This window comes from Streptomyces sp. JN8, assembly GCF_055808075.1.
The window spans coordinates 5,780,983-5,797,855 of the sequence record NZ_CM147852.1 but is presented as its reverse complement, the minus strand read 5'-3'; the positions used below and the strand labels follow the sequence as shown (position 1 = coordinate 5,797,855).

The window sequence follows — 16,873 nt, the reverse complement described above, 5'->3', positions numbered from 1 at the left end:
ATTCGCTCCGTACGATGGGGCAGCTCCGTGCCATCCCCCGTGCCATGACCTGAGCGCCACCCCGACGCGACGACCCGACGAAGGACTTCTCACGTGAATATCCGCTCCCTCACCCGAGGCGATGGCGTGCTGATCGGTGCAGCGGTGGTGCTGTTCATCGCCTCGTTCCTCGACTACTTCTCCTACAAGGGCCTCACGATCGACGCCCCGAACGCCTGGGACTCCCTGGGCAACGCCATCGGCGTCTACATGGTGGGCGTCATCGGTGCGGCCCTGATCGTCCTGAACCGCGCGCTGCCCCAGCCCCGCAAGATCGCCGGACTGGACCTCGGCCAGTTCGGCGTCGCCGCGACGGTCGTCACCGCGTGGTCCCTCCTCTGGACCGTGCTCGACCTCGGTGAGGTCGAGGCGGGCGCGGGCCTGATCCTCGGCCTGATCGCCGCCCTGGTCCTGGCCGCCGCCGCCGTGGCCGCGCCCCTGGTCCCCGCCCTCAAGGCCCCGCTGATGAGCGCGCCGAGCCCGCAGACCCCGCAGCCGTACGGCATGCAGCCCGGCCAGCCCGGCCCGCAGGGCGTCCCCGGCGGCTACGGCTACCCGGGTGCGCAGCAGCCGCAGTACGGCGGTCCGCAGGACCCGTCGCAGGGTGCCGGACACCCGTTCGGCGCGCAGGCCGCCGCCCCGCAGCCGCAGGCCGCGCAGCAGCCGGAGCCGCAGGCCCCGCAGGCGCCGGCCGGGGGCTTCGACCCGTTCTGGTTCGCCGTCCCGGTCGCCCGTCCGCTGTACGCGGAGGACGGCTCGCAGGCCCCGATCGCGGAGCTGGCACCCGGCACCTGGTACCTGGCGGTCGAGCAGCGTGGCGCGGCCCTGGTGGCCCAGACGCAGGACGGCCGCCGCGGCGTCCTGCAGGACACCACGGGCATCCAGCGCGGCTGACCCGCGCAAGCACCACCACCGGCGGCCCCCCGCCCGGAATCCCTTCCGGGCGGGGGGCCGTTGGCGTACAGTCCCGACATCCAGCTGAACTGACACACCGTCAGAAAGGGTGTGGGGCATGCGACTCGGACTCGCCCTCGGCTACTGGGGCCGCGGCCCCTCCCCCGACCGCCTCGGCCTCGCGCGCGAGGCCGAGCGGCTGGGCTACGACTCGGTGTGGACGGCGGAGGCCTGGGGGTCCGACGCCTTCACCGCGCTGACCTGGATCGCCGCCCACACCAGCCGGATCAGGCTGGGCACCGCCGTCGCGCAGATGGCCGCCCGCGCCCCCACGACCACCGCGATGCACGCGCTCACCCTGGACCACCTCTCCGGCGGGCGGGTCATGCTCGGCCTCGGCCTGTCCGGACCGCAGGTCGTCGAGGGCTGGTACGGGCGCCCCTTCCCCCGCTCCCCGCTGACCGCGACCCGCGAGTACGTGGACGTGGTCCGCCAGGTCCTGCGCCGCGAGGCCCCGGTCCGGCTCGACGGGCGCCACCACTCCCACCCGTACACCGGCCCCGACGGCACCGGCCTCGGCAAGGCCCTCAAGCCGATCACCCACCCGCTCCGGCCCGACCTCCCGATCCTGCTGGGGGCCGAGGGCCCGAGGAACATCGCGCAGACGCTGACCATCGCCGACGGCTGGCTGCCCCTGTACTGGTCCCCCGAGCGCTGGGCCGAGGTGTACGCCCTGCCCGAGCGGCTCCCGGAAGGCTTCCTGGTCGCCCCCCTGGTCCGCGCCGCGCTCTGCGACGACGTGGCGGCCGGACTGCTTCCGGTCAAGGCGATGCTCGGCTTCTACATCGGCGGCATGGGACACGCGGCCCGCAACTTCCACGCCGACCTGATGGGGCGGATGGGGTACGAGAAGGAGGCGCGGCGCGTGCAGGAGCTGTTCGCCGCCGGGCGGCGCGAGGAGGCGGTCCTGGCCGTCCCGGACGCCTTCGCCGACGAGATCTCCCTGGTCGGGCCGCGGAAGCGGATCGCCGGGCGCCTGGAGGCATGGCGGCGGGGCCCGGTGACGGACCTCCTGGTCACCTCACCGGACCCCGCGACCCTGCGGCTCCTGGCCGAGCTCAACGCCTGAGCGGTGCGGCCGTCAGCCGCCGCTGAGCTGCGAGGCGCTGGGGACCTTGTCGACGACCTCGGCCCCGGCGCTCTTGCCCGCGTCCTTGACGCTGTTGATGATGTTCTCGAAGGCGCCGACGTCCGCGTCGCCCACCTCGCCCTTGCGGAGCTTCGTACCGAGCTCCTTGAGCGACTCGATGCCGGCCGTGAGCGGCGCGACCGCCTTGGACAGGAGCGGGTCGCCCTTGGCGTTGTTCGTCGCCGCCTTCAGCCGGTTGTACGTGAAGGCGCCCGCGAGGCCGGCCTTCACCAGGGCCAGGGTCCGGCCGTCCGCGCCCTTCTTGAACTTGCCCGCGCGGTACGGCTTCACGATCCACTGGTAGGTCGCTCCCGCGGCCAGACCCGCGTTGGCCACGAACCGCGTCTTGGCGAGCCTCTGCTGCTCGAAACCGGCCGAGGCCGTCGGGGTCGCCGCCCCGTTCGCGCTCGCGTCGTCGTCGCCGCAGGCGGCGGTCGTCAGGAGCAGGGTGCAGGACAGCATCAGGGCCACGACACCGCGGGACACGGACCGGGGTAGGGATCTGGGCACGGCAGGACCTCCCTGGGGGTTGTGGCGCCAGCCTCACCCGGGGACCCGGGTGCCGCCACACGGGCGGCTCCGAACGGGTCCGGACCGCCGCCCGCACCTCCCTGGCTCAGGGAGGTCCCGCGGGTCCCGGGCGGCGGCTCAGCAGCAGTCCGGTTCCAGGCCGGCCGGGAGGCGTTCGCCGCCGAAGACGGCCACGGTGGCCTCCTCGCCGCCGAGGGCGGCCACCGCCAGCAGCAGGGAGCCGGCGGTCCAGGCGGTCTGCTCCTCGGGCCAGACGGCCTTGTCGTCCTCCGTGTCGCCCTCGAAGACGTATCCCGTCCAGTACATGCCGTTCTCCGCGCGCAGGTGCCGGATGTCCTGGAGGACGGTCAGGGCGCGGTCCGACTCGCCCATCGCCCAGAGGGCGAGGGCGAGTTCGCAGCTCTCGCCGCCGGTCACCCAGGGGTTGGGGGTCACGCAGCGCACGCCGAGACCGGGCACGACGAAGGTGTCCCAGCCGGCGTCGATGCGGGCCTTGGCCTGGGGTCCGGTGAGCGCGCCGCCGAGGACCGGGTAGTACCAGTCCATCGAGTAGCGGGACTTGTCGAGGAAGCGCTCGGGGTGGCGGCGGATCGCGTGGCCGAGCGCACCGGCGGCCAGTTCCCAGTCGGGCTGGGGCTCCTCCCGGGTCTCCGCGATGGCGAGGGCGCACCGGAGCGCCTGATGGATCGACGAACTCCCGGTGAGGAGGGCGTCGTTCACCGGGGTGCCGTCCGCCTCGCGCTTCCAGCCGATCTGGCCGCCGGGCTGCTGGAGTCCGAGGACGAACTCGACGGCCGCGTAGACGGCGGGCCACATCCGGTCGAGGAAGGCGTCGTCGCCGGTGGAGAGGTAGTGGTGCCAGACGCCGACGGCTATGTAGGCGACGAAGTTGGACTCCCGGCTGCGGTCGGTGACCCGGCCGGGCTCGCCGTCGTGGTAGGCCGCGTACCAGGAGCCGTCGGCGTTCTGGTGCCGGGCGAGCCACGCGTAGGCGCGGCCGGCGGCGGCGTGCTCGCCGGCCGCGTCCAGGGCCATGGCGGCCTCGGTGTGGTCCCACGGGTCGAGGTGGTGGCCCCGGAACCAGGGCAGGGCGCCGTCCTCGCGCTGCACGGCGAGTATCCCGGCGACGGTCTGGGCGGCCTGCTCGGCGGTCAGCACCCCGGGCAGGACGAGGTGCTCCGCGATCCGCTCGGGGGAGGTCACTGGGAGTCGACCTCGGGCTGGTGGGGCTTGGTCGCGTAGGCCACGAAGCTCTTGCCGACCACCGGGTTGAGCAGCTGCTCGGCGACCCGGGTCAGGGCGGGCTTCTTCATGATGTCCCAGACCAGGAGCTTGTGGTACGCGCGGACCGGCAGCGCCTTGTCGTTGTCGACGCCGAAGGCGCACTTCAGCCACCAGTACGGCGAGTGCAGGGCGTGCGCGTGGTGGGTGCCGTACGGCCGGAGTCCGGCCTGGCGGATCTTGCCGAGGAGCTCGTCGGCCTTGTAGATGCGGATGTGGCCGCCCTCGACCTCGTGGTACGCGTCGGAGAGCGTCCAGCAGACCTTCTCGGGGCCGTAGCGCGGGACGGTGACGGCGATCCGGCCGCCGGGCTTGAGGACGCGGACCATCTCGGCGAGGACGCCCTTGTCGTCGGGGATGTGCTCCATGACCTCGGAGATGATGACGACGTCGAAGGACTCGTCGGGGAACGGCAGGTTGAGCGCGTCCCCCTCCATCGCGGTGGCCGTGGCGCCCGCGGGGGCCTCGCCGGCCTCCTTCATGGCCGCGAACCACTTGGCGACCTCGCGGATCTCCTCGGCGTTCTGGTCGAGGGCCACCACCCGGGCGCCGCGCCGGTAGCACTCGAAGGCGTGCCGGCCGGCCCCGCAGCCCAGATCGAGCACACGGTCGCCGGGGGCGAGCGGGAAGCGGGTGAAGTCGACGGTCAGCACGAGGGCCTGCTTTCGCGGTGGAGGGAAGGTTGTGGGCAGGCGTTCCGCGGGGCGGAACGGGTGGGCACAACCGCCCCACCGGGCCGCGTCCGGCGAACGGCACGAGGTGTCACCGGGCGCCCCCGGGCGCCCCGGCGCCGCGGCGGGCGATCGCCTCGCGGTACAGCTCCGCGGTGCCCTGCGCCGCGCGGGACCAGGTGAAGCGGTCGAGGACCCGGGAGCGTCCGGCGGCGCCGAGCCGGGCGCGCAGCTCCGGATCGCCGAGGACCCGGCCGAGTGCCGCGGCCAGGGCGCCCGCGTCACCCGGGGGCACCGCGAGGCAGGTCTCCCCGTCGGCTCCGGCGACCTCGGGGATGGCTCCGCCGGTGGTGGCGACGAGCGGGGTGCCGGTGGCCATGCCCTCGGCGGCGGGCAGCGAGAAGCCCTCGTAGAGGGAGGGGACGCAGGCGACCTGGGCGGAGCGGTAGAGGTCGACGAGCTCGGCGTCGCTGATGCCCTTGACGAACTCGACGGCCCCGGCGAGACCGTACCGCTCGATGGCGGCGGCGACCGGGCCGTCCTCGGCGCGCTTGCCGACGACGACGAGGTGGGCGTCCGGGTTCTCGGTGCGGAGCTTGGCGAGCGCCTCGACCAGGTGGACGAGGCCCTTGAGCGGGACGTCGGCGCTGGAGGTGGTGACGATCCGGCCGGGGACCTCGGCGACGGCCGGGTCGGGCGACCAGAGGTCGGTGTCGGCGCCGATGTGGACGACCCGGATGCGGTCCTCGCGCACCCCGAGGTGCTCGACGATCTCCTGCCGGGAGGTGCCGGAGACGGTGAGGACGGACGGCAGGCGGCGGGCGACGCGCTTCTGCATGCGGGTGAAGGCGTACCAGCGGCGGACGGAGGCGCGGCGCTTCCAGTCGGCGGCGGCGTCGAGTTCGAGCCGCCGGTCGACGGTGATGGGGTGGTGGATCGTGGTGACGAGCGGGGCGCCGATCGCACGCGGTCCGCCGAGGAGTCCGTATCCGAGGGTCTGGTTGTCGTGGACGACGTCGAAGTCGCCGCGGCGGGCGGCGAGCATGCGCCGGGCCCGGAGGGAGAAGGTCAGCGGCTCGGGGAAGCCGCCGGTCCACATGGTGGCGACCTCGAGGCCGTCGATCCAGTCGCGGTACTCGTCCCGCTTCGGGGTGCGGAACGGGTCCGGCGAGCGGTAGAGGTCGAGGCTGGCGAGCTCGGTGAGGGTGGGCCCGGCGGGGTCCGTGCCGTCGGCGACCGTGTCGAGGACGGGGTACGGCTGGGAGCCGATGACCTCGACGCGGTGGCCGAGGCGGGCGAGTTCGCGGGAGAGGTGGCGGACGTAGACGCCCTGGCCGCCGCAGAAGGGATTGCCCTTGTACGTGAGGAGAGCGATTCGCAACGGTCCGTCACCGGCTGCCGTGACGCCCTGCCGGGGGCTTGCCTCTATGGCCTCAGCGGTCATGCGCGACCCCCTTCGAGCGTGGTTTCGCCGGAGCGTAACCGCTCGCGCTAATCTAGAACAAGTTACAGACTTGATCGTTCTTGATCTTCTGGCCTGATCTTCTTGATCCTTCAAGGAGGACAGAATCTACCGGCAGGTAGCTCTGTGGTGAGAGCCGGAACAGGTGATTCGCGCCACGGCCCGCGCACCGCCATACTGTCGCTCCCCACCGCACGGAACGGGACCTCATGACCGCAGACATCAGAGCGGACCACAGACCCGCGGCGCCGCCCCTCACGGAGCGCCAGGAGGCACGCCGCCGCCGCATCCTGAACGCCAGCGCCCAGCTCGCGGCGCGGGGCGGCTTCGACGCCGTGCAGATGCGGGAGGTCGCGGAGGCGGCCGGGGTGGCGCTGGGGACGCTGTACCGCTACTTCCCCTCCAAGATCCACCTGCTGGTCGCCACGATGCAGGACCAGCTCCAGCACCTGCACACGACCCTGCGCAAGCGGCCCCCCGCGGCCTCCGATCCGGCGGAGCGGGTGGCGGAGACGCTGATGCGGGCCTTCCGCGCGCTCCAGCGCGAGCCGCAGCTCGCCGACGCCATGGTGCGGGCGCTGACCTTCGCGGACCGCGGGGTGAGCCCGGAGGTCGACACCGTCTCGCGGCTGACGACGGCGATCATCCTGGACGCGATGGGCACGGAGCACCCGACCCCGGAGCAGCTCTCGGTGGTCCGGGTGATCGAGCACACCTGGCACTCGGCGCTCATCACCTGGCTGTCGGGGCGCGCCTCGATCGCACAGGTGAAGATCGACATCGAGACGGTCTGCCGGCTGATCGACCTGACGGCCCCGGAGGCGGCGGCCCGCCGCTGACGGTCCCGCCCGCGCCCTGGCGACCGAGGTGCCGGGGCGCGGGCGGGACCGGTGGATCAGGACGAGGGCGTGGCCTTGTTGGCTCCCGCGATCGCCGCCGCGCACTGCGGGCTGCCGTCGACGGCCACGAACATCACCAGCTTGAGCGGGCCGGCGGAGTGGTTGCTGGCCTGGAGCTGCCAGCTGCTCTTCTTGAGGGACTTGATGACGGAGCCGCTCTGCTCGGTCTTCCGCTCCTCGTTCCAGCCGCCCTCGGCCAGCGCCGCGACCGTGTCCGCGTAGGACTTCGCCGGGTCCTTGGCCTTCTCGGCGTCGGCCGTCCAGCTGACCATGCAGTCCTTGGCCTCGGCCGGGATCTGCTCGCCCGAGGCGTCCTGGGTGAAGCCGGCCGCGGTCGCCGCGTCCGTGAGCTCCTTGGTGACGGCGTCGCCGGTGAGCCGCTCGCCGCCCGCACCGCCGGAGCCGCCCGACGAGGACGAGCCGGCCGACGAGCCGGCCGAGGCCGAACCGCCCTTGTCCGCACCGCCCTCACTTCCGCAGCCGGCGACCAGCAGCACCACACCGGTGGCCGCGGCCACCCACGTCAGCTTGCGCACAACACTCCCGAAATCCGCACGTACGACGGCCTCTTGCCCCCGTTTTTTCAGGCACAGTTTTGCACGTGGGAATGGAATGCGTACGCAAGAACGCCGCTCTTCAGCCCTGTTCGGCGTCCTCTTCCAAGGTCGAGGTCCGGCGGGCGCGGCCGGTCCCGCCGGGACGGGCCCGGCCCCGCCGGCCCGCTACTCCTCCGGGGGGAAGACCGGCTCCCCGCCGTCCGCCAGAGTGATCGTGATCGCCTCCACCGGGCACCCCTCGGCCGCCGCCAGCAGCCGTTCGCCCGCGTCCGCCTCCGGGTCGCGCGGGTGCGACTGGCGGGCGGTGTCGAGGCGGAAGCCGTCCGGGGCGTGGTTCACACACATGCCGGAGCCGATGCAGACGCTCCGGTCGACCTCGACGTGCCAGCGGTCCCCCATCACGCGCCGCCCTCGTACCCGGCCGGGAGGTGGATCATCTTGTGCTCCAGGTACTCCCCGAAGCCCTCGGGCCCGAACTCCCTCCCCAGTCCGGAGTTCTTGTATCCGCCGAACGGGCCGAGCATGTCGAGGCTGAAGGTGTTGACGTTGAAGGTGCCGGTGCGGACGCCGCGGGCGAAGTCGACGCCGCGCTCCACGTCCCCGGTCCAGACGCTGCCGCTGAGCCCGAAGTCGGAGTCGTTGGCGAGGCGCAGGGCCTCGGCCTCGTCCCCGTACGGCAGCAGGCAGATGACCGGGCCGAAGATCTCCTCGCGGGCGATCCGCATGGAGTTGTCGACACCGCCGAAGAGGGTCGGCTCGACGTACCAGCCCCGGTCGAGGCCGGCCGGGCGGCCGCCGCCCGCGAGGACCTTCGCGCCCTCCTCCTGGCCGATCCGGATGTAGTCGAGGGAGCGCTGCTGCTGCCGCCGGGCGACCAGCGGACCGACCTGGGTGGCCGGGTCGAGCGGGTCGCCGACGACCAGGGCGCCGGCCGCGGCGGCGAAGGCCTCGGCGGTCTCCTCGTACCGGGAGCGGGGAACGAGGATGCGGGTCTGGGCGACGCAGGCCTGGCCGTTGTTCATCCAGGCGGCCGGGACGATCCCGGCGACGGCGGTCGCGAGGTCGGCGTCGGGCAGGACCACGGCGGCGGACTTCCCGCCGAGTTCGAGGGTGACGCGGGTGAGGTTGCGGGAGGCCACCTCCATGACCCGCCGGCCGGCCGCGACCGAGCCGGTGAAGGAGACCTTGTCGACGCCGGGGTGGCCCACCAGGTACTCGCCGACCTCCCGGTCGGCCGGCAGGATGCTGAGCACGCCCTCGGGCAGCCCGGCCTCGGCGGCGATGTCGGCGAGGATGTACGAGTCGAGGGGCGACTCCGGCGAGGGCTTGAGGACCACCGCGCAGCCGGCCAGCAGCGCGGGCCCGAGCTTGGCCGCCGCGGTGAACTGCGGCACGTTCCAGGGGATCACGGCCGCGACCACGCCCACCGGCTCGCGGCGGACGAGCAGCGGGCCGAGGACGCCGCCGCGCCGCTCCTCGTACGTGAAGTCCCGGGCGACGGTGATCGCCGCGTCCCAGACCATCATCGCGCCGAGGGCCTGGGCGAGCACCGACCAGGAGTACGGGGAGCCGTTCTGGGCGCTGATGGAGCGGGCGATCTCCTCGTGGCGCACCGCGATCGCGTCCTTGATGCGGCTGACGACGGCGATCCGCTCCTCCAGCGTCGCCCGGGGCCAGGGTCCTTCGTCGAAGGCCTTGCGGGCGGCCGCCACGGCCCGGTCGACGTCGGCGGTGGAGGCGTGCGGGACGCGGCCGATGACCTCCTCGGTGTGCGGGGAGACGACCTCGATGACGTCCTCGCCGAGCGGGTCGGTCAACTCCCCGCCGATGAACAGCTTTCCGTGCTCCACAAGCTCGGTCATGACCGCCGCCTCCATGAGGGGATGGATTCCCTGACGTGCCTGACGTTCCCTGGCGTTCCCCGACGCACCTGACGATGCCTCAGATCAGAACTGATACCAGTTCTAGTTATCGGGAGCAATGCTCCGGACCGAGCCCGCCCCGCGCACTCCCCCGGCCCGCACCGACCCGGCCGCGTCCCCGCCCGTTCGGCCATGGCCGAAGCCCTGTCCCCGCGGAGGCCGGCTGACGTATCGTCAGTTTGCGTCCGGCCGAACTTCCGCCCCGCACCGCGGTGGAGAGACGAGGATCCATGCCCGCTCGACAGGGACCCGCCCCGCAGGCGACCGCGCACGGCGGAGGCGTCTGGTCGCTCCGGGTGCCCATCCCGGACAACCCGCTCGGCCACACCCTGGTCCACGTCCTCGACACCGACCGCGGCCCGGTGCTCGTCGACACCGGCTGGGACGACCCGGCCTCCTGGACCGAGCTCACCGCGGGACTCGCCGCGCTGCACATCGACGTCGCCGACATCCACGGCGTCGTCATCACCCACCACCACCCCGACCACCACGGCCTCTCCGGCAGGGTCCGCGAGGCCTCCGGCGCCTGGATCGCGATGCACGCCGCCGACACCGACGTCGTACGGCGCACCCGCGACGCCGAACCGGGCACCTGGCTCGACTACCTCGCCCGCAAGCTCGCCGCCGTCGGCGCCCCCGAGGACCACCTCGCCCCGCTGCGGGCCGCCCGCGCCTCCGGCCGGATGCGCACCCTGCCCGGCCTGGGCTCCGCCCTCCCCGACCGGGAGATCGTCCCCGGCGAGCTCCTCGACCTCGCCGGGCGGCGGCTGCGGGCCATCTGGACCCCCGGCCACACCCCCGGCCACGTCTGCCTCCACCTGGAGGAGGAGCACCCCTCCCGGCTCCCCGGCCACGGCCGGCTCTTCTCCGGCGACCACCTGCTGCCGGGGATCACCCCCCACATCGGGCTCTACGAGGACCCCGACGACGACGCCGCCACCGCCACCGACCCCCTGGGCGACTACCTCGCCTCCCTCGAACGCATCGGCCGCCTCGGCGTCGCCGAGGTCCTCCCCGCCCACCAGCACCCCTTCACCGACGCCGCCGGCCGGGTCCGCGAGCTCCTCGACCACCACGAGGAACGGCTCACCGGGCTCCTCGGCCTGCTCGCCACCCCGCTCACCCCGTGGCAGCTCGCCGAGCGGATGGAGTGGAACCGCCCCTGGGACCAGATCCCCTACGGCTCCCGCAACATCGCCGTCAGCGAGGCCGAGGCGCATCTGCGCCGCCTGGTGAAACTGGGGCGCGCCGAAGCGGTGCCGGGCTCGGAGCCGGTGCGCTACGTCGCGGTGTGAGGCGCCTCGCACCCGCCGGGCCGCGGGCCTACGGGCCGGTAGAGTGGCCCGGTCGTCATCATGCCCGTACGGGGGGAAGCCGGTGCGAATCCGGCGCTGACCCGCAACCGTGAACGGCCTCCCCAGGGTGGTCGTGAGTCGGAATGCCCCGTCCGGGACGTGACCGCCGGCACCGTCGAGGAATACGGAGCCGGAGCCTGGTGCCCCTGAGGCGTGCCGGTGCCCGGCCGCAGGAGAGGGCCCCATGAACACCGTCCGCCGCGGCGCCACCGCGCTCGCCGCCGCCACCGTCCTGCTCTGCACCGGAGCGGCCGGGGTGGCAGGAGCAGCCACCGCCGCACCCTCCCCCACCCCCTCTCCCGCCGCGGTCCCCGACGGTCTGTACGGCACGAAGGACCCGACGTACGACGGGGTGTGGCGGCAGTCGCTCGCCTTCCTCGCCCAGCGCGCCACCGGCTTCCAGCCCTCCGACGAGGCCGTGCAGTGGCTGCTCGGCCAGCAGTGCGCCGACGGCTCGTTCAGCTCCTTCCGCGCGGACGCCGCCGCGCCCTGCGACGCGAAGACCGTGCGGGACAGCAACGCGACCGCCCTCGCCGTGCAGGGCCTGCGCGCGGTCCGCAAGCAGTCCGGCTCCCCCGAGACCGTCGACGAGGCCGTCAAGGCGGGCTCCGACTGGCTGCGCACCGTGCAGAACAAGGACGGCGGCTGGGGCTACAGCCCCGGCGGCCCCAGTGACGCCAACTCCACCTCGGTCGTCGTCGGCGCGCTCGCCGCCACGGGCGTGCGGCCGGGCTCCTTCACCTCCGCCGAGGGCCGCACGCCCTACGACGCGCTGCTCACCTTCGCGCTGCCCTGCTCGGACAAGGAGGGCCCGGGCGCCTTCGCGTACCAGCCCGACAAGGCCGGGAAGCTGCTCGCGAACGCCGACGCCACCGCCGCGGCCACCCTCGCGGGGCTCGGCAAGAGCGTCGTCGCCACCAAGGCCTCGCCCGAGCAGCCGCCCGTCTGCAACGACCTGTCGAAGCCGACGGTCGAGCGCGCCGCGCTCAACGGCGCCTCCTACCTGGCCGGGGCCCTCCGGAAGACCGGCCACCTGAACCTGCCGCCGATGCCGGGCGCCGCCGACACCTCCGAGCAGCCGGACGTCGGCAACACCGCGGACGCCGTCGTCGCGCTCGCCGCCTCGGGCGCCTCGCAGGAGGCGAAGCCCGCCCTGGAGTGGCTGGAGAAGAACTCCGCCGCCTGGGCGAAGGAGGGCGGCCCCGCCGCGTACGCGCAGCTGATCCTGGCCGCGCGGGCCATGGAGACGGACCCGCGCGAGTTCGGTTCTGCGGACCTGGTGGAGCAGCTGAACGCCACCGGCCCGGCGCCGAAGACCCCCGACACCTCGGCCTCCTCCACCAGCGACGACGAGGGCGGCTTTGACATCTGGTGGATCATCGGCATCGGCACGGTCGTCGGCGTCGGCATCGGCTTCCTCGTGAGCGGCCGCAAGAAGTGACCGCGCAGCGAGGGGACGGCGCGCGAGGGTCCGCCGCGCGAGGCCGCGGAGGACGTGCGGCGGGAGCCGCCGCCGGGGCCCTGCTGACGCTCACCGCGGTCGTCGCCGCGGCGGCCCCTGCCCAGGCGGCCGGCTACCGCTACTGGTCGTTCTGGGAGAGCGGCGGCGGGACGTCCTGGTCGTACGCCACGCAGGGTCCGGCGACCGCCCGCCCCGCCGACGGCGACGCCGTCGGCTTCCGCTTCGCGATCAGCAGCGGCACCGACGACACCTCGCGGCCGTCCGCCGCCCCCGACTTCGCGAAGATCTGCGGGGACGTGGCGGAGAAGGACGGCACCAAGCGGGTCGCGGTGGTCGTCGACTTCGGCGGCCCGGCGGACGCCCCGCCCGGCGAGGCCCCGCCGGCGCAGCCGGTCGAGACCGGCTGCGCGCAGGTCCGGGCGGACGCGACGGCCGCGGAGGCGCTCGCCGTGGTGGCGAAGCCGCTGCGGTACGACGGAGCGGCCATGCTGTGCGGGATCGCCGGCTACCCGGCGCGGGGCTGCGGCGAACCGGTCGCGGAGAGCGGCGGCACCGACGGGACCGCGAAGACCCCGGCACCGGCCGCGCCGAGCGCCCCGGCGGCGGCCGACGGCGAGGGCGGCGGTCCGTCCTTCGGCGTGCTCGCCGGCGGGGCTGCCGTGCTGGTCCTGGGCGGCGCCGCGGTCTGGAAGGCCCGCCGGCGCGGATGAGCCGCGCCGCGAGCCCGGCCTGACCGCCGTGACGTCCCCCGCTCCCCGGACGAAGACGAGCCCCCGTATGAAGGTGAGTACCGCCCTCCGCGCCCCGGAGGCGACCCGGTCCAACGCCCTGCACGCCGGTGCGTGGTGGGTGTGGGCGCTCGGCCTGGCCGTCGCCGCCTCCCGCACGACGAACCCGCTGCTGCTCGGCATGCTCGTGGGCGTCGCGGGCTATGTGGTGGCGGCCCGGCGCACGGACGCGCCCTGGGCCCGCTCGTACGGCGCGTTCGTCAAGCTCGGCCTGTTCGTGGTGTTCCTGCGGGTCGTGTTCTCGCTGCTGCTCGGCTCCCCGATCCCGGGCACCCACCCGCTGTTCACCCTGCCCGAGGTGCCGCTGCCCGACTGGGCGCAGGGGGTGCGGATCGGGGGGCGGGTCACGGCCGAGCAGCTGGTGTTCGCGCTGTACGACGGCGCCAAGCTGGCGACCCTGCTGATCTGCGTCGGCGCGGCGAACTCGCTGGCCAACCCGGCGCGGCTGCTGAAGTCGCTGCCGGGCGCGCTGTACGAGGCCGGGGTCGCCGTGGTCGTGGCGATGACGTTCGCGCCGAACATGGTCGCGGACGTGGTCCGGCTGCGGACCGCCCGGCGGCTGCGCGGCCGTCCCACGGGCGGGGTGCGGGCGGTCCTGCAGATCGGCCTGCCGGTGCTGGAGGGGGCCCTGGAGCGGTCGATCGCGGTCGCGGCGTCGATGGACGCCCGCGGGTACGGGCGCACGGCCCGCGTCCCCGCCTCGGTGCGCCGGACCACGAACGCCCTGACGCTGGGCGGGCTGCTCGGGATCTGCGCCGGGTCGTACGGACTCCTCGCGGCGGAGGGCGCCGGGTACGGGCTGCCGCTGCTGGGGGTGGGGCTGCTCGCGGCCATGGCGGGGCTGCGGCTCGGCGGCCTGCGGACGGTCCGCACCCGGTACCGCCCGGACCGCTGGGGCGTACGGGCCTGGCTGGTCGCGGGCTCCGGGGTGGCGGTCGCAGTCCTGATGATCTGGGCGAACGCGTACGCGCCGGAGGCGCTGCACCCCGGAGTGGTGCCGCTGGAGGCGCCGGAGCTGCCGCTCTGGCCGGCGCTGTCGGTCCTGGTGGGTCTGCTGCCGGCGTTCACGGCCCCCGTACCCGCTCCCCTCCGGGGGCCCGCGGCCGATCCCGGTCCCGGGACGGCGTCCGCTGCGAAGGAGATGGCGTGATCCGCTTCGAGAACGTCTCGGTGACCTACGAGGGCGCCGAGCCGACCCTGCGGGATCTGAGCCTGACCGTCCCCGAGGGGGAGCTGGTCCTGCTCGTCGGCCCCTCGGGCGTCGGCAAGTCGACCCTCCTCGGCGCGGTCTCCGGCCTCGTCCCGCACTTCACGGGCGGCACGCTGACCGGCCGCGTCACGGTCGACGGCCGCGACACCCGGACCCACCCGCCGCGCGAGCTGGCGGACGTGGTGGGGACGGTCGGCCAGGACCCGTCGGCGCACTTCGTCACCGACACGGTCGAGGACGAGCTGGCCTACGGCATGGAGTCCCTGGGCCTCGCCCCCGGCGTCATGCGCCGCCGGGTCGAGGAGACCCTGGACCTGCTGGGCCTCGCGGAGCTCCGCGACCGCCCGATCGCCACGCTCTCCGGCGGGCAGCGCCAGCGGGTCGCGATCGGCTCGGTCCTGACCCCGCACCCGAAGGTGCTGGTCCTGGACGAGCCGACCTCGGCCCTCGACCCCTCGGCGGCCGAGGACGTCCTGGCGGTGCTCCAGCGGCTGGTGCACGACCTGGGCACCACCGTGCTGCTCGCGGAGCACCGGCTGGAGCGGGTGGTGCAGTACGCGGACCGGGTGCTGATGCTCCCGGAGGGCGTGCTGGGCTCCCCCGCCGAGATCATGGCCCTCTCGCCGGTGCACCCGCCGGTGGTGGGGCTGGGCCGGCTGGCCGGGTGGGAGCCGCTGCCGCTCTCGGTGCGGGACGCGCGACGGCGGGCCGGAGGCCTGAAGGAGCGGCTGGAGGGGCGGGTCCCCCAGGAGGTTCCCGCGGGGGGCGCGCCGCCGCCGGCTCTGGCGGGGGGCACGCCCGGCGCCGCCCGTGCCGCCTCCCCCGCCGTCGACGGCGGACTCCGCGCGGGGCCGTCCGGTCGCGGAAAGGAGCGGGGCGGCGGCCTGTCGTTCCTGCGGCGCCGCACCCGGCCCGCGACCCCCGCCACGGGCCCGGACGCGGCCCCGGCCGCGTCTCCCCTCGTACTGACCGAGCGGCTCGGCGTGCGGCGGGGCCGCGTGGAGGCCCTGCGCGCCGTGGACCTGCGGGTCCGGGCCGGCGAGACCATCGCCCTGATGGGGCGGAACGGCGCCGGGAAGTCCACGCTCCTGTCCACCCTCGTCGGCATGATCGCCCCGACCTCCGGCTCCGTCCTGGTCGGGGGCCGCACCCCGCACGGCACCAGCCCGCGCGAGCTGATCCGGCAGGTCGGTCTGGTGCCGCAGGAGCCGCGCGACCTGCTGTACGCGGACACGGTCGGCGCGGAGTGCGTGGCGGCCGACGGGGACGCGGGCGCTGCTCCCGGGACCTGCCGGGCCCTGGTGTCCGAGCTGCTGCCGGGCGTCGCGGACGGCACCCATCCGCGGGACCTGTCGGAGGGACAGCGGCTGGCCCTGGCGCTCGCCGTGGTCCTGACCGGCCGGCCCCCCCTGCTCCTCCTGGACGAGCCGACCCGCGGCCTGGACTACGCGGCCAAGGCCCGGCTGGTGACCCACCTCCGGGCGCTCGCCGCCGACGGTCACGCGATCGTCCTGGCGACGCACGACGTGGAGCTGGCGGCCGAGCTGGCGCACCGGGTGGTGATCATCGCCGACGGCGAGGTGGTGGCGGACGGGCCGACGGCCGAGGTGGTCGTCTCCTCCCCCGCGTTCTCCCCGCAGGTGGCGAAGATCCTGGCGCCGCAGCCGTGGCTCACGGTCGAGCAGGTGGAGGGGGCGCTGCTGTGAGCACCCGTGCCGACCGCCCGACCCGGCCCGCCCGCCCGGTCCGGCTGGGGCCCCGCTCCGTCACGGCGCTGGCCCTCGTCTCGCTCGTCGGGCTGTTCGCCTTCTGCTGGCCCCTCTTCGCGGACGCCGGTTCCGCCGTGACCTCGCACGCCGGGGACGCCCCGTGGCTGTTCGCGGCCCTGCTGCCGCTCCTGGTCGCGGTGGTCGTGGCGACGATCGCGGACTGCGGCATGGACGCGAAGGCGGTGGCGATGCTGGGCGTGCTGGCCGCCGTCGGCGCCGCCCTGCGGCCGCTGGGCGCGGGCACGGCCGGTCTGGAGCCGATGTTCTTCCTGATGGTGCTGAGCGGCCGGGTCCTCGGGCCGGGCTTCGGGTTCGTCCTCGGGGCGGTGACGATGTTCGCGTCGGCCCTGCTCACCGGGGGTGTGGGGCCGTGGATGCCGTTCCAGATGCTGTCGATGGGCTGGTTCACCATGGGCGCCGGGCTGCTCCCGGGGCCGTGGCTGCGGGGCCGGGGCGAGCTGCTGATGCTGTCCGCGTACGGGTTCGCTGCGGCCTTCGCGTACGGCACGATCATGAATCTGCAGGGCTGGGTGCTGCTCCAGGGCCTGAGCAGCGGGATCTCCTTCCAGCCGGGCGCGCCGCTGCACGAGAACATGGTCCGCTTCCTGGCCTACGTCACCGCGACCTCCCTGGGCTGGGACCTGGGGCGGGCCGTCCTCACCGTGGTCCTCACCCTCACCGTCGGCGGCACGCTCCTGAAGGCGCTCCGCCGGGCCACGCGGCGGGCGAACTTCGAGGCCCAGGTCACATTCGAGGTCCCCGGGAGGTCCTCCCCGGGTGAGCCGCCCCACAGGACCTACGTCACGTACGACGCGGAATAGTAGTCGGGCGGTATCGGAGCAAA

16 protein-coding genes and 1 riboswitch are annotated in these 16,873 nt (G+C 74.4%); of the genes, 9 read left to right on the top strand and 7 right to left on the bottom strand.

The genetic code is table 11. The annotated features are described in order from the left end of the window. Positions 1 to 126 precede the first annotated feature (126 nt). Together ACY0MR_RS25550 and ACY0MR_RS25545 are read left to right on the top strand one after the other, a co-directional pair. On the top strand, positions 127 to 933 hold the full coding sequence (locus ACY0MR_RS25550; protein ID WP_404080254.1) for a DUF5336 domain-containing protein: 807 nt from the start codon (positions 127 to 129) through the stop codon (positions 931 to 933). A gap of 118 nt (positions 934 to 1,051) precedes the next feature. After that, entirely contained in the window at positions 1,052 to 2,062 is a 1,011-nt protein-coding gene (locus ACY0MR_RS25545) for an LLM class F420-dependent oxidoreductase (protein WP_473555578.1), read from the top strand. Positions 2,063 to 2,074: 12 nt separating this feature from the next. Here the strand turns inward: ACY0MR_RS25545 and ACY0MR_RS25540 are convergent, their stop codons facing one another. The 4 genes from ACY0MR_RS25540 to ACY0MR_RS25525 all read right to left on the bottom strand — a co-directional run bounded on the left by ACY0MR_RS25540 (position 2,075) and on the right by ACY0MR_RS25525 (position 6,049). After that, positions 2,075 to 2,632, bottom strand: a complete 558-nt coding sequence (locus ACY0MR_RS25540) for a hypothetical protein (RefSeq protein WP_404080259.1) — start codon at positions 2,630 to 2,632, stop codon at positions 2,075 to 2,077. Positions 2,633 to 2,770: 138 nt separating this feature from the next. After that, positions 2,771 to 3,856, bottom strand: a complete 1,086-nt coding sequence (locus tag ACY0MR_RS25535; RefSeq protein WP_473555576.1) for a prenyltransferase/squalene oxidase repeat-containing protein — start codon at positions 3,854 to 3,856, stop codon at positions 2,771 to 2,773. Then, a complete protein-coding gene (locus tag ACY0MR_RS25530; protein ID WP_148004325.1) occupies positions 3,853 to 4,587 on the bottom strand; it encodes a class I SAM-dependent methyltransferase in 735 nt (244 codons plus the stop codon). Before ACY0MR_RS25530 ends, ACY0MR_RS25535 begins: the two co-directional genes overlap by 4 nt. Before the next feature lie 109 nt (positions 4,588 to 4,696). Continuing rightward, positions 4,697 to 6,049: a glycosyltransferase family 4 protein gene (locus ACY0MR_RS25525; RefSeq protein ID WP_388799316.1), complete on the bottom strand. Its 1,353-nt coding sequence runs from the start codon at positions 6,047 to 6,049 to the stop codon at positions 4,697 to 4,699. Between the two features lie 227 nt (positions 6,050 to 6,276). Between ACY0MR_RS25525 and ACY0MR_RS25520 the strand changes: the two genes are divergently transcribed. Then, on the top strand, positions 6,277 to 6,906 hold the full coding sequence (locus ACY0MR_RS25520; RefSeq protein WP_148004323.1) for a TetR family transcriptional regulator: 630 nt from the start codon (positions 6,277 to 6,279) through the stop codon (positions 6,904 to 6,906). A gap of 56 nt (positions 6,907 to 6,962) precedes the next feature. Here ACY0MR_RS25520 and ACY0MR_RS25515 read toward each other — a convergent pair whose 3' ends face one another. The 3 genes from ACY0MR_RS25515 to ACY0MR_RS25505 all read right to left on the bottom strand — a co-directional run bounded on the left by ACY0MR_RS25515 (position 6,963) and on the right by ACY0MR_RS25505 (position 9,385). After that, positions 6,963 to 7,502, bottom strand: a complete 540-nt coding sequence (locus ACY0MR_RS25515; RefSeq protein ID WP_388799313.1) for a hypothetical protein — start codon at positions 7,500 to 7,502, stop codon at positions 6,963 to 6,965. A 186-nt stretch (positions 7,503 to 7,688) separates the two neighbouring features. Next, positions 7,689 to 7,922, bottom strand: a complete 234-nt coding sequence (locus tag ACY0MR_RS25510; protein WP_361857271.1) for a ferredoxin — start codon at positions 7,920 to 7,922, stop codon at positions 7,689 to 7,691. Next, a complete protein-coding gene (locus ACY0MR_RS25505; protein ID WP_388799310.1) occupies positions 7,922 to 9,385 on the bottom strand; it encodes an aldehyde dehydrogenase in 1,464 nt (487 codons plus the stop codon). Before ACY0MR_RS25505 ends, ACY0MR_RS25510 begins: the two co-directional genes overlap by 1 nt. 290 nt (positions 9,386 to 9,675) lie before the next feature. On the opposite strand from ACY0MR_RS25505, the gene ACY0MR_RS25500 reads away from it, so the two are divergent. From ACY0MR_RS25500 to ACY0MR_RS25475, 6 genes are all read left to right on the top strand, one after another. After that, positions 9,676 to 10,740, top strand: a complete 1,065-nt coding sequence (locus ACY0MR_RS25500) for an MBL fold metallo-hydrolase (RefSeq protein WP_473555572.1) — start codon at positions 9,676 to 9,678, stop codon at positions 10,738 to 10,740. A 72-nt stretch (positions 10,741 to 10,812) separates the two neighbouring features. Then, positions 10,813 to 10,889, top strand: a riboswitch (cobalamin riboswitch). A 95-nt stretch (positions 10,890 to 10,984) separates the two neighbouring features. Then, positions 10,985 to 12,241: a prenyltransferase/squalene oxidase repeat-containing protein gene (locus tag ACY0MR_RS25495; protein ID WP_473555570.1), complete on the top strand. Its 1,257-nt coding sequence runs from the start codon at positions 10,985 to 10,987 to the stop codon at positions 12,239 to 12,241. After that, a complete protein-coding gene (locus ACY0MR_RS25490; protein WP_473555567.1) occupies positions 12,238 to 12,972 on the top strand; it encodes an SCO2322 family protein in 735 nt (244 codons plus the stop codon). Before ACY0MR_RS25495 ends, ACY0MR_RS25490 begins: the two co-directional genes overlap by 4 nt. Before the next feature lie 67 nt (positions 12,973 to 13,039). After that, positions 13,040 to 14,200, top strand: coding sequence for an energy-coupling factor transporter transmembrane component T (locus ACY0MR_RS25485; RefSeq protein ID WP_361863450.1), 1,161 nt, complete (start codon positions 13,040 to 13,042; stop codon positions 14,198 to 14,200). Continuing rightward, entirely contained in the window at positions 14,197 to 15,966 is a 1,770-nt protein-coding gene (locus ACY0MR_RS25480) for an ABC transporter ATP-binding protein (protein WP_473555565.1), read from the top strand. Before ACY0MR_RS25485 ends, ACY0MR_RS25480 begins: the two co-directional genes overlap by 4 nt. Beyond that, entirely contained in the window at positions 15,963 to 16,850 is an 888-nt protein-coding gene (locus tag ACY0MR_RS25475; protein ID WP_473555562.1) for an ECF transporter S component, read from the top strand. Before ACY0MR_RS25480 ends, ACY0MR_RS25475 begins: the two co-directional genes overlap by 4 nt. Positions 16,851 to 16,873 lie beyond the last annotated feature (23 nt).

Coding starts and splice junctions, on each gene's coding strand:
- ACY0MR_RS25545 (WP_473555578.1), top strand. CDS start 1,052: ATGCGACTCGGACTCGCCCTCGGCTACTGGGGCCGCGGCCCCTCCCCC.
- ACY0MR_RS25495 (WP_473555570.1), top strand. CDS start 10,985: ATGAACACCGTCCGCCGCGGCGCCACCGCGCTCGCCGCCGCCACCGTC.
- ACY0MR_RS25500 (WP_473555572.1), top strand. CDS start 9,676: ATGCCCGCTCGACAGGGACCCGCCCCGCAGGCGACCGCGCACGGCGGA.
- ACY0MR_RS25520 (WP_148004323.1), top strand. CDS start 6,277: ATGACCGCAGACATCAGAGCGGACCACAGACCCGCGGCGCCGCCCCTC.
- ACY0MR_RS25525 (WP_388799316.1), bottom strand. CDS start 6,049: ATGACCGCTGAGGCCATAGAGGCAAGCCCCCGGCAGGGCGTCACGGCA.
- ACY0MR_RS25485 (WP_361863450.1), top strand. CDS start 13,040: ATGAAGGTGAGTACCGCCCTCCGCGCCCCGGAGGCGACCCGGTCCAAC.
- ACY0MR_RS25510 (WP_361857271.1), bottom strand. CDS start 7,922: ATGGGGGACCGCTGGCACGTCGAGGTCGACCGGAGCGTCTGCATCGGC.
- ACY0MR_RS25505 (WP_388799310.1), bottom strand. CDS start 9,385: ATGACCGAGCTTGTGGAGCACGGAAAGCTGTTCATCGGCGGGGAGTTG.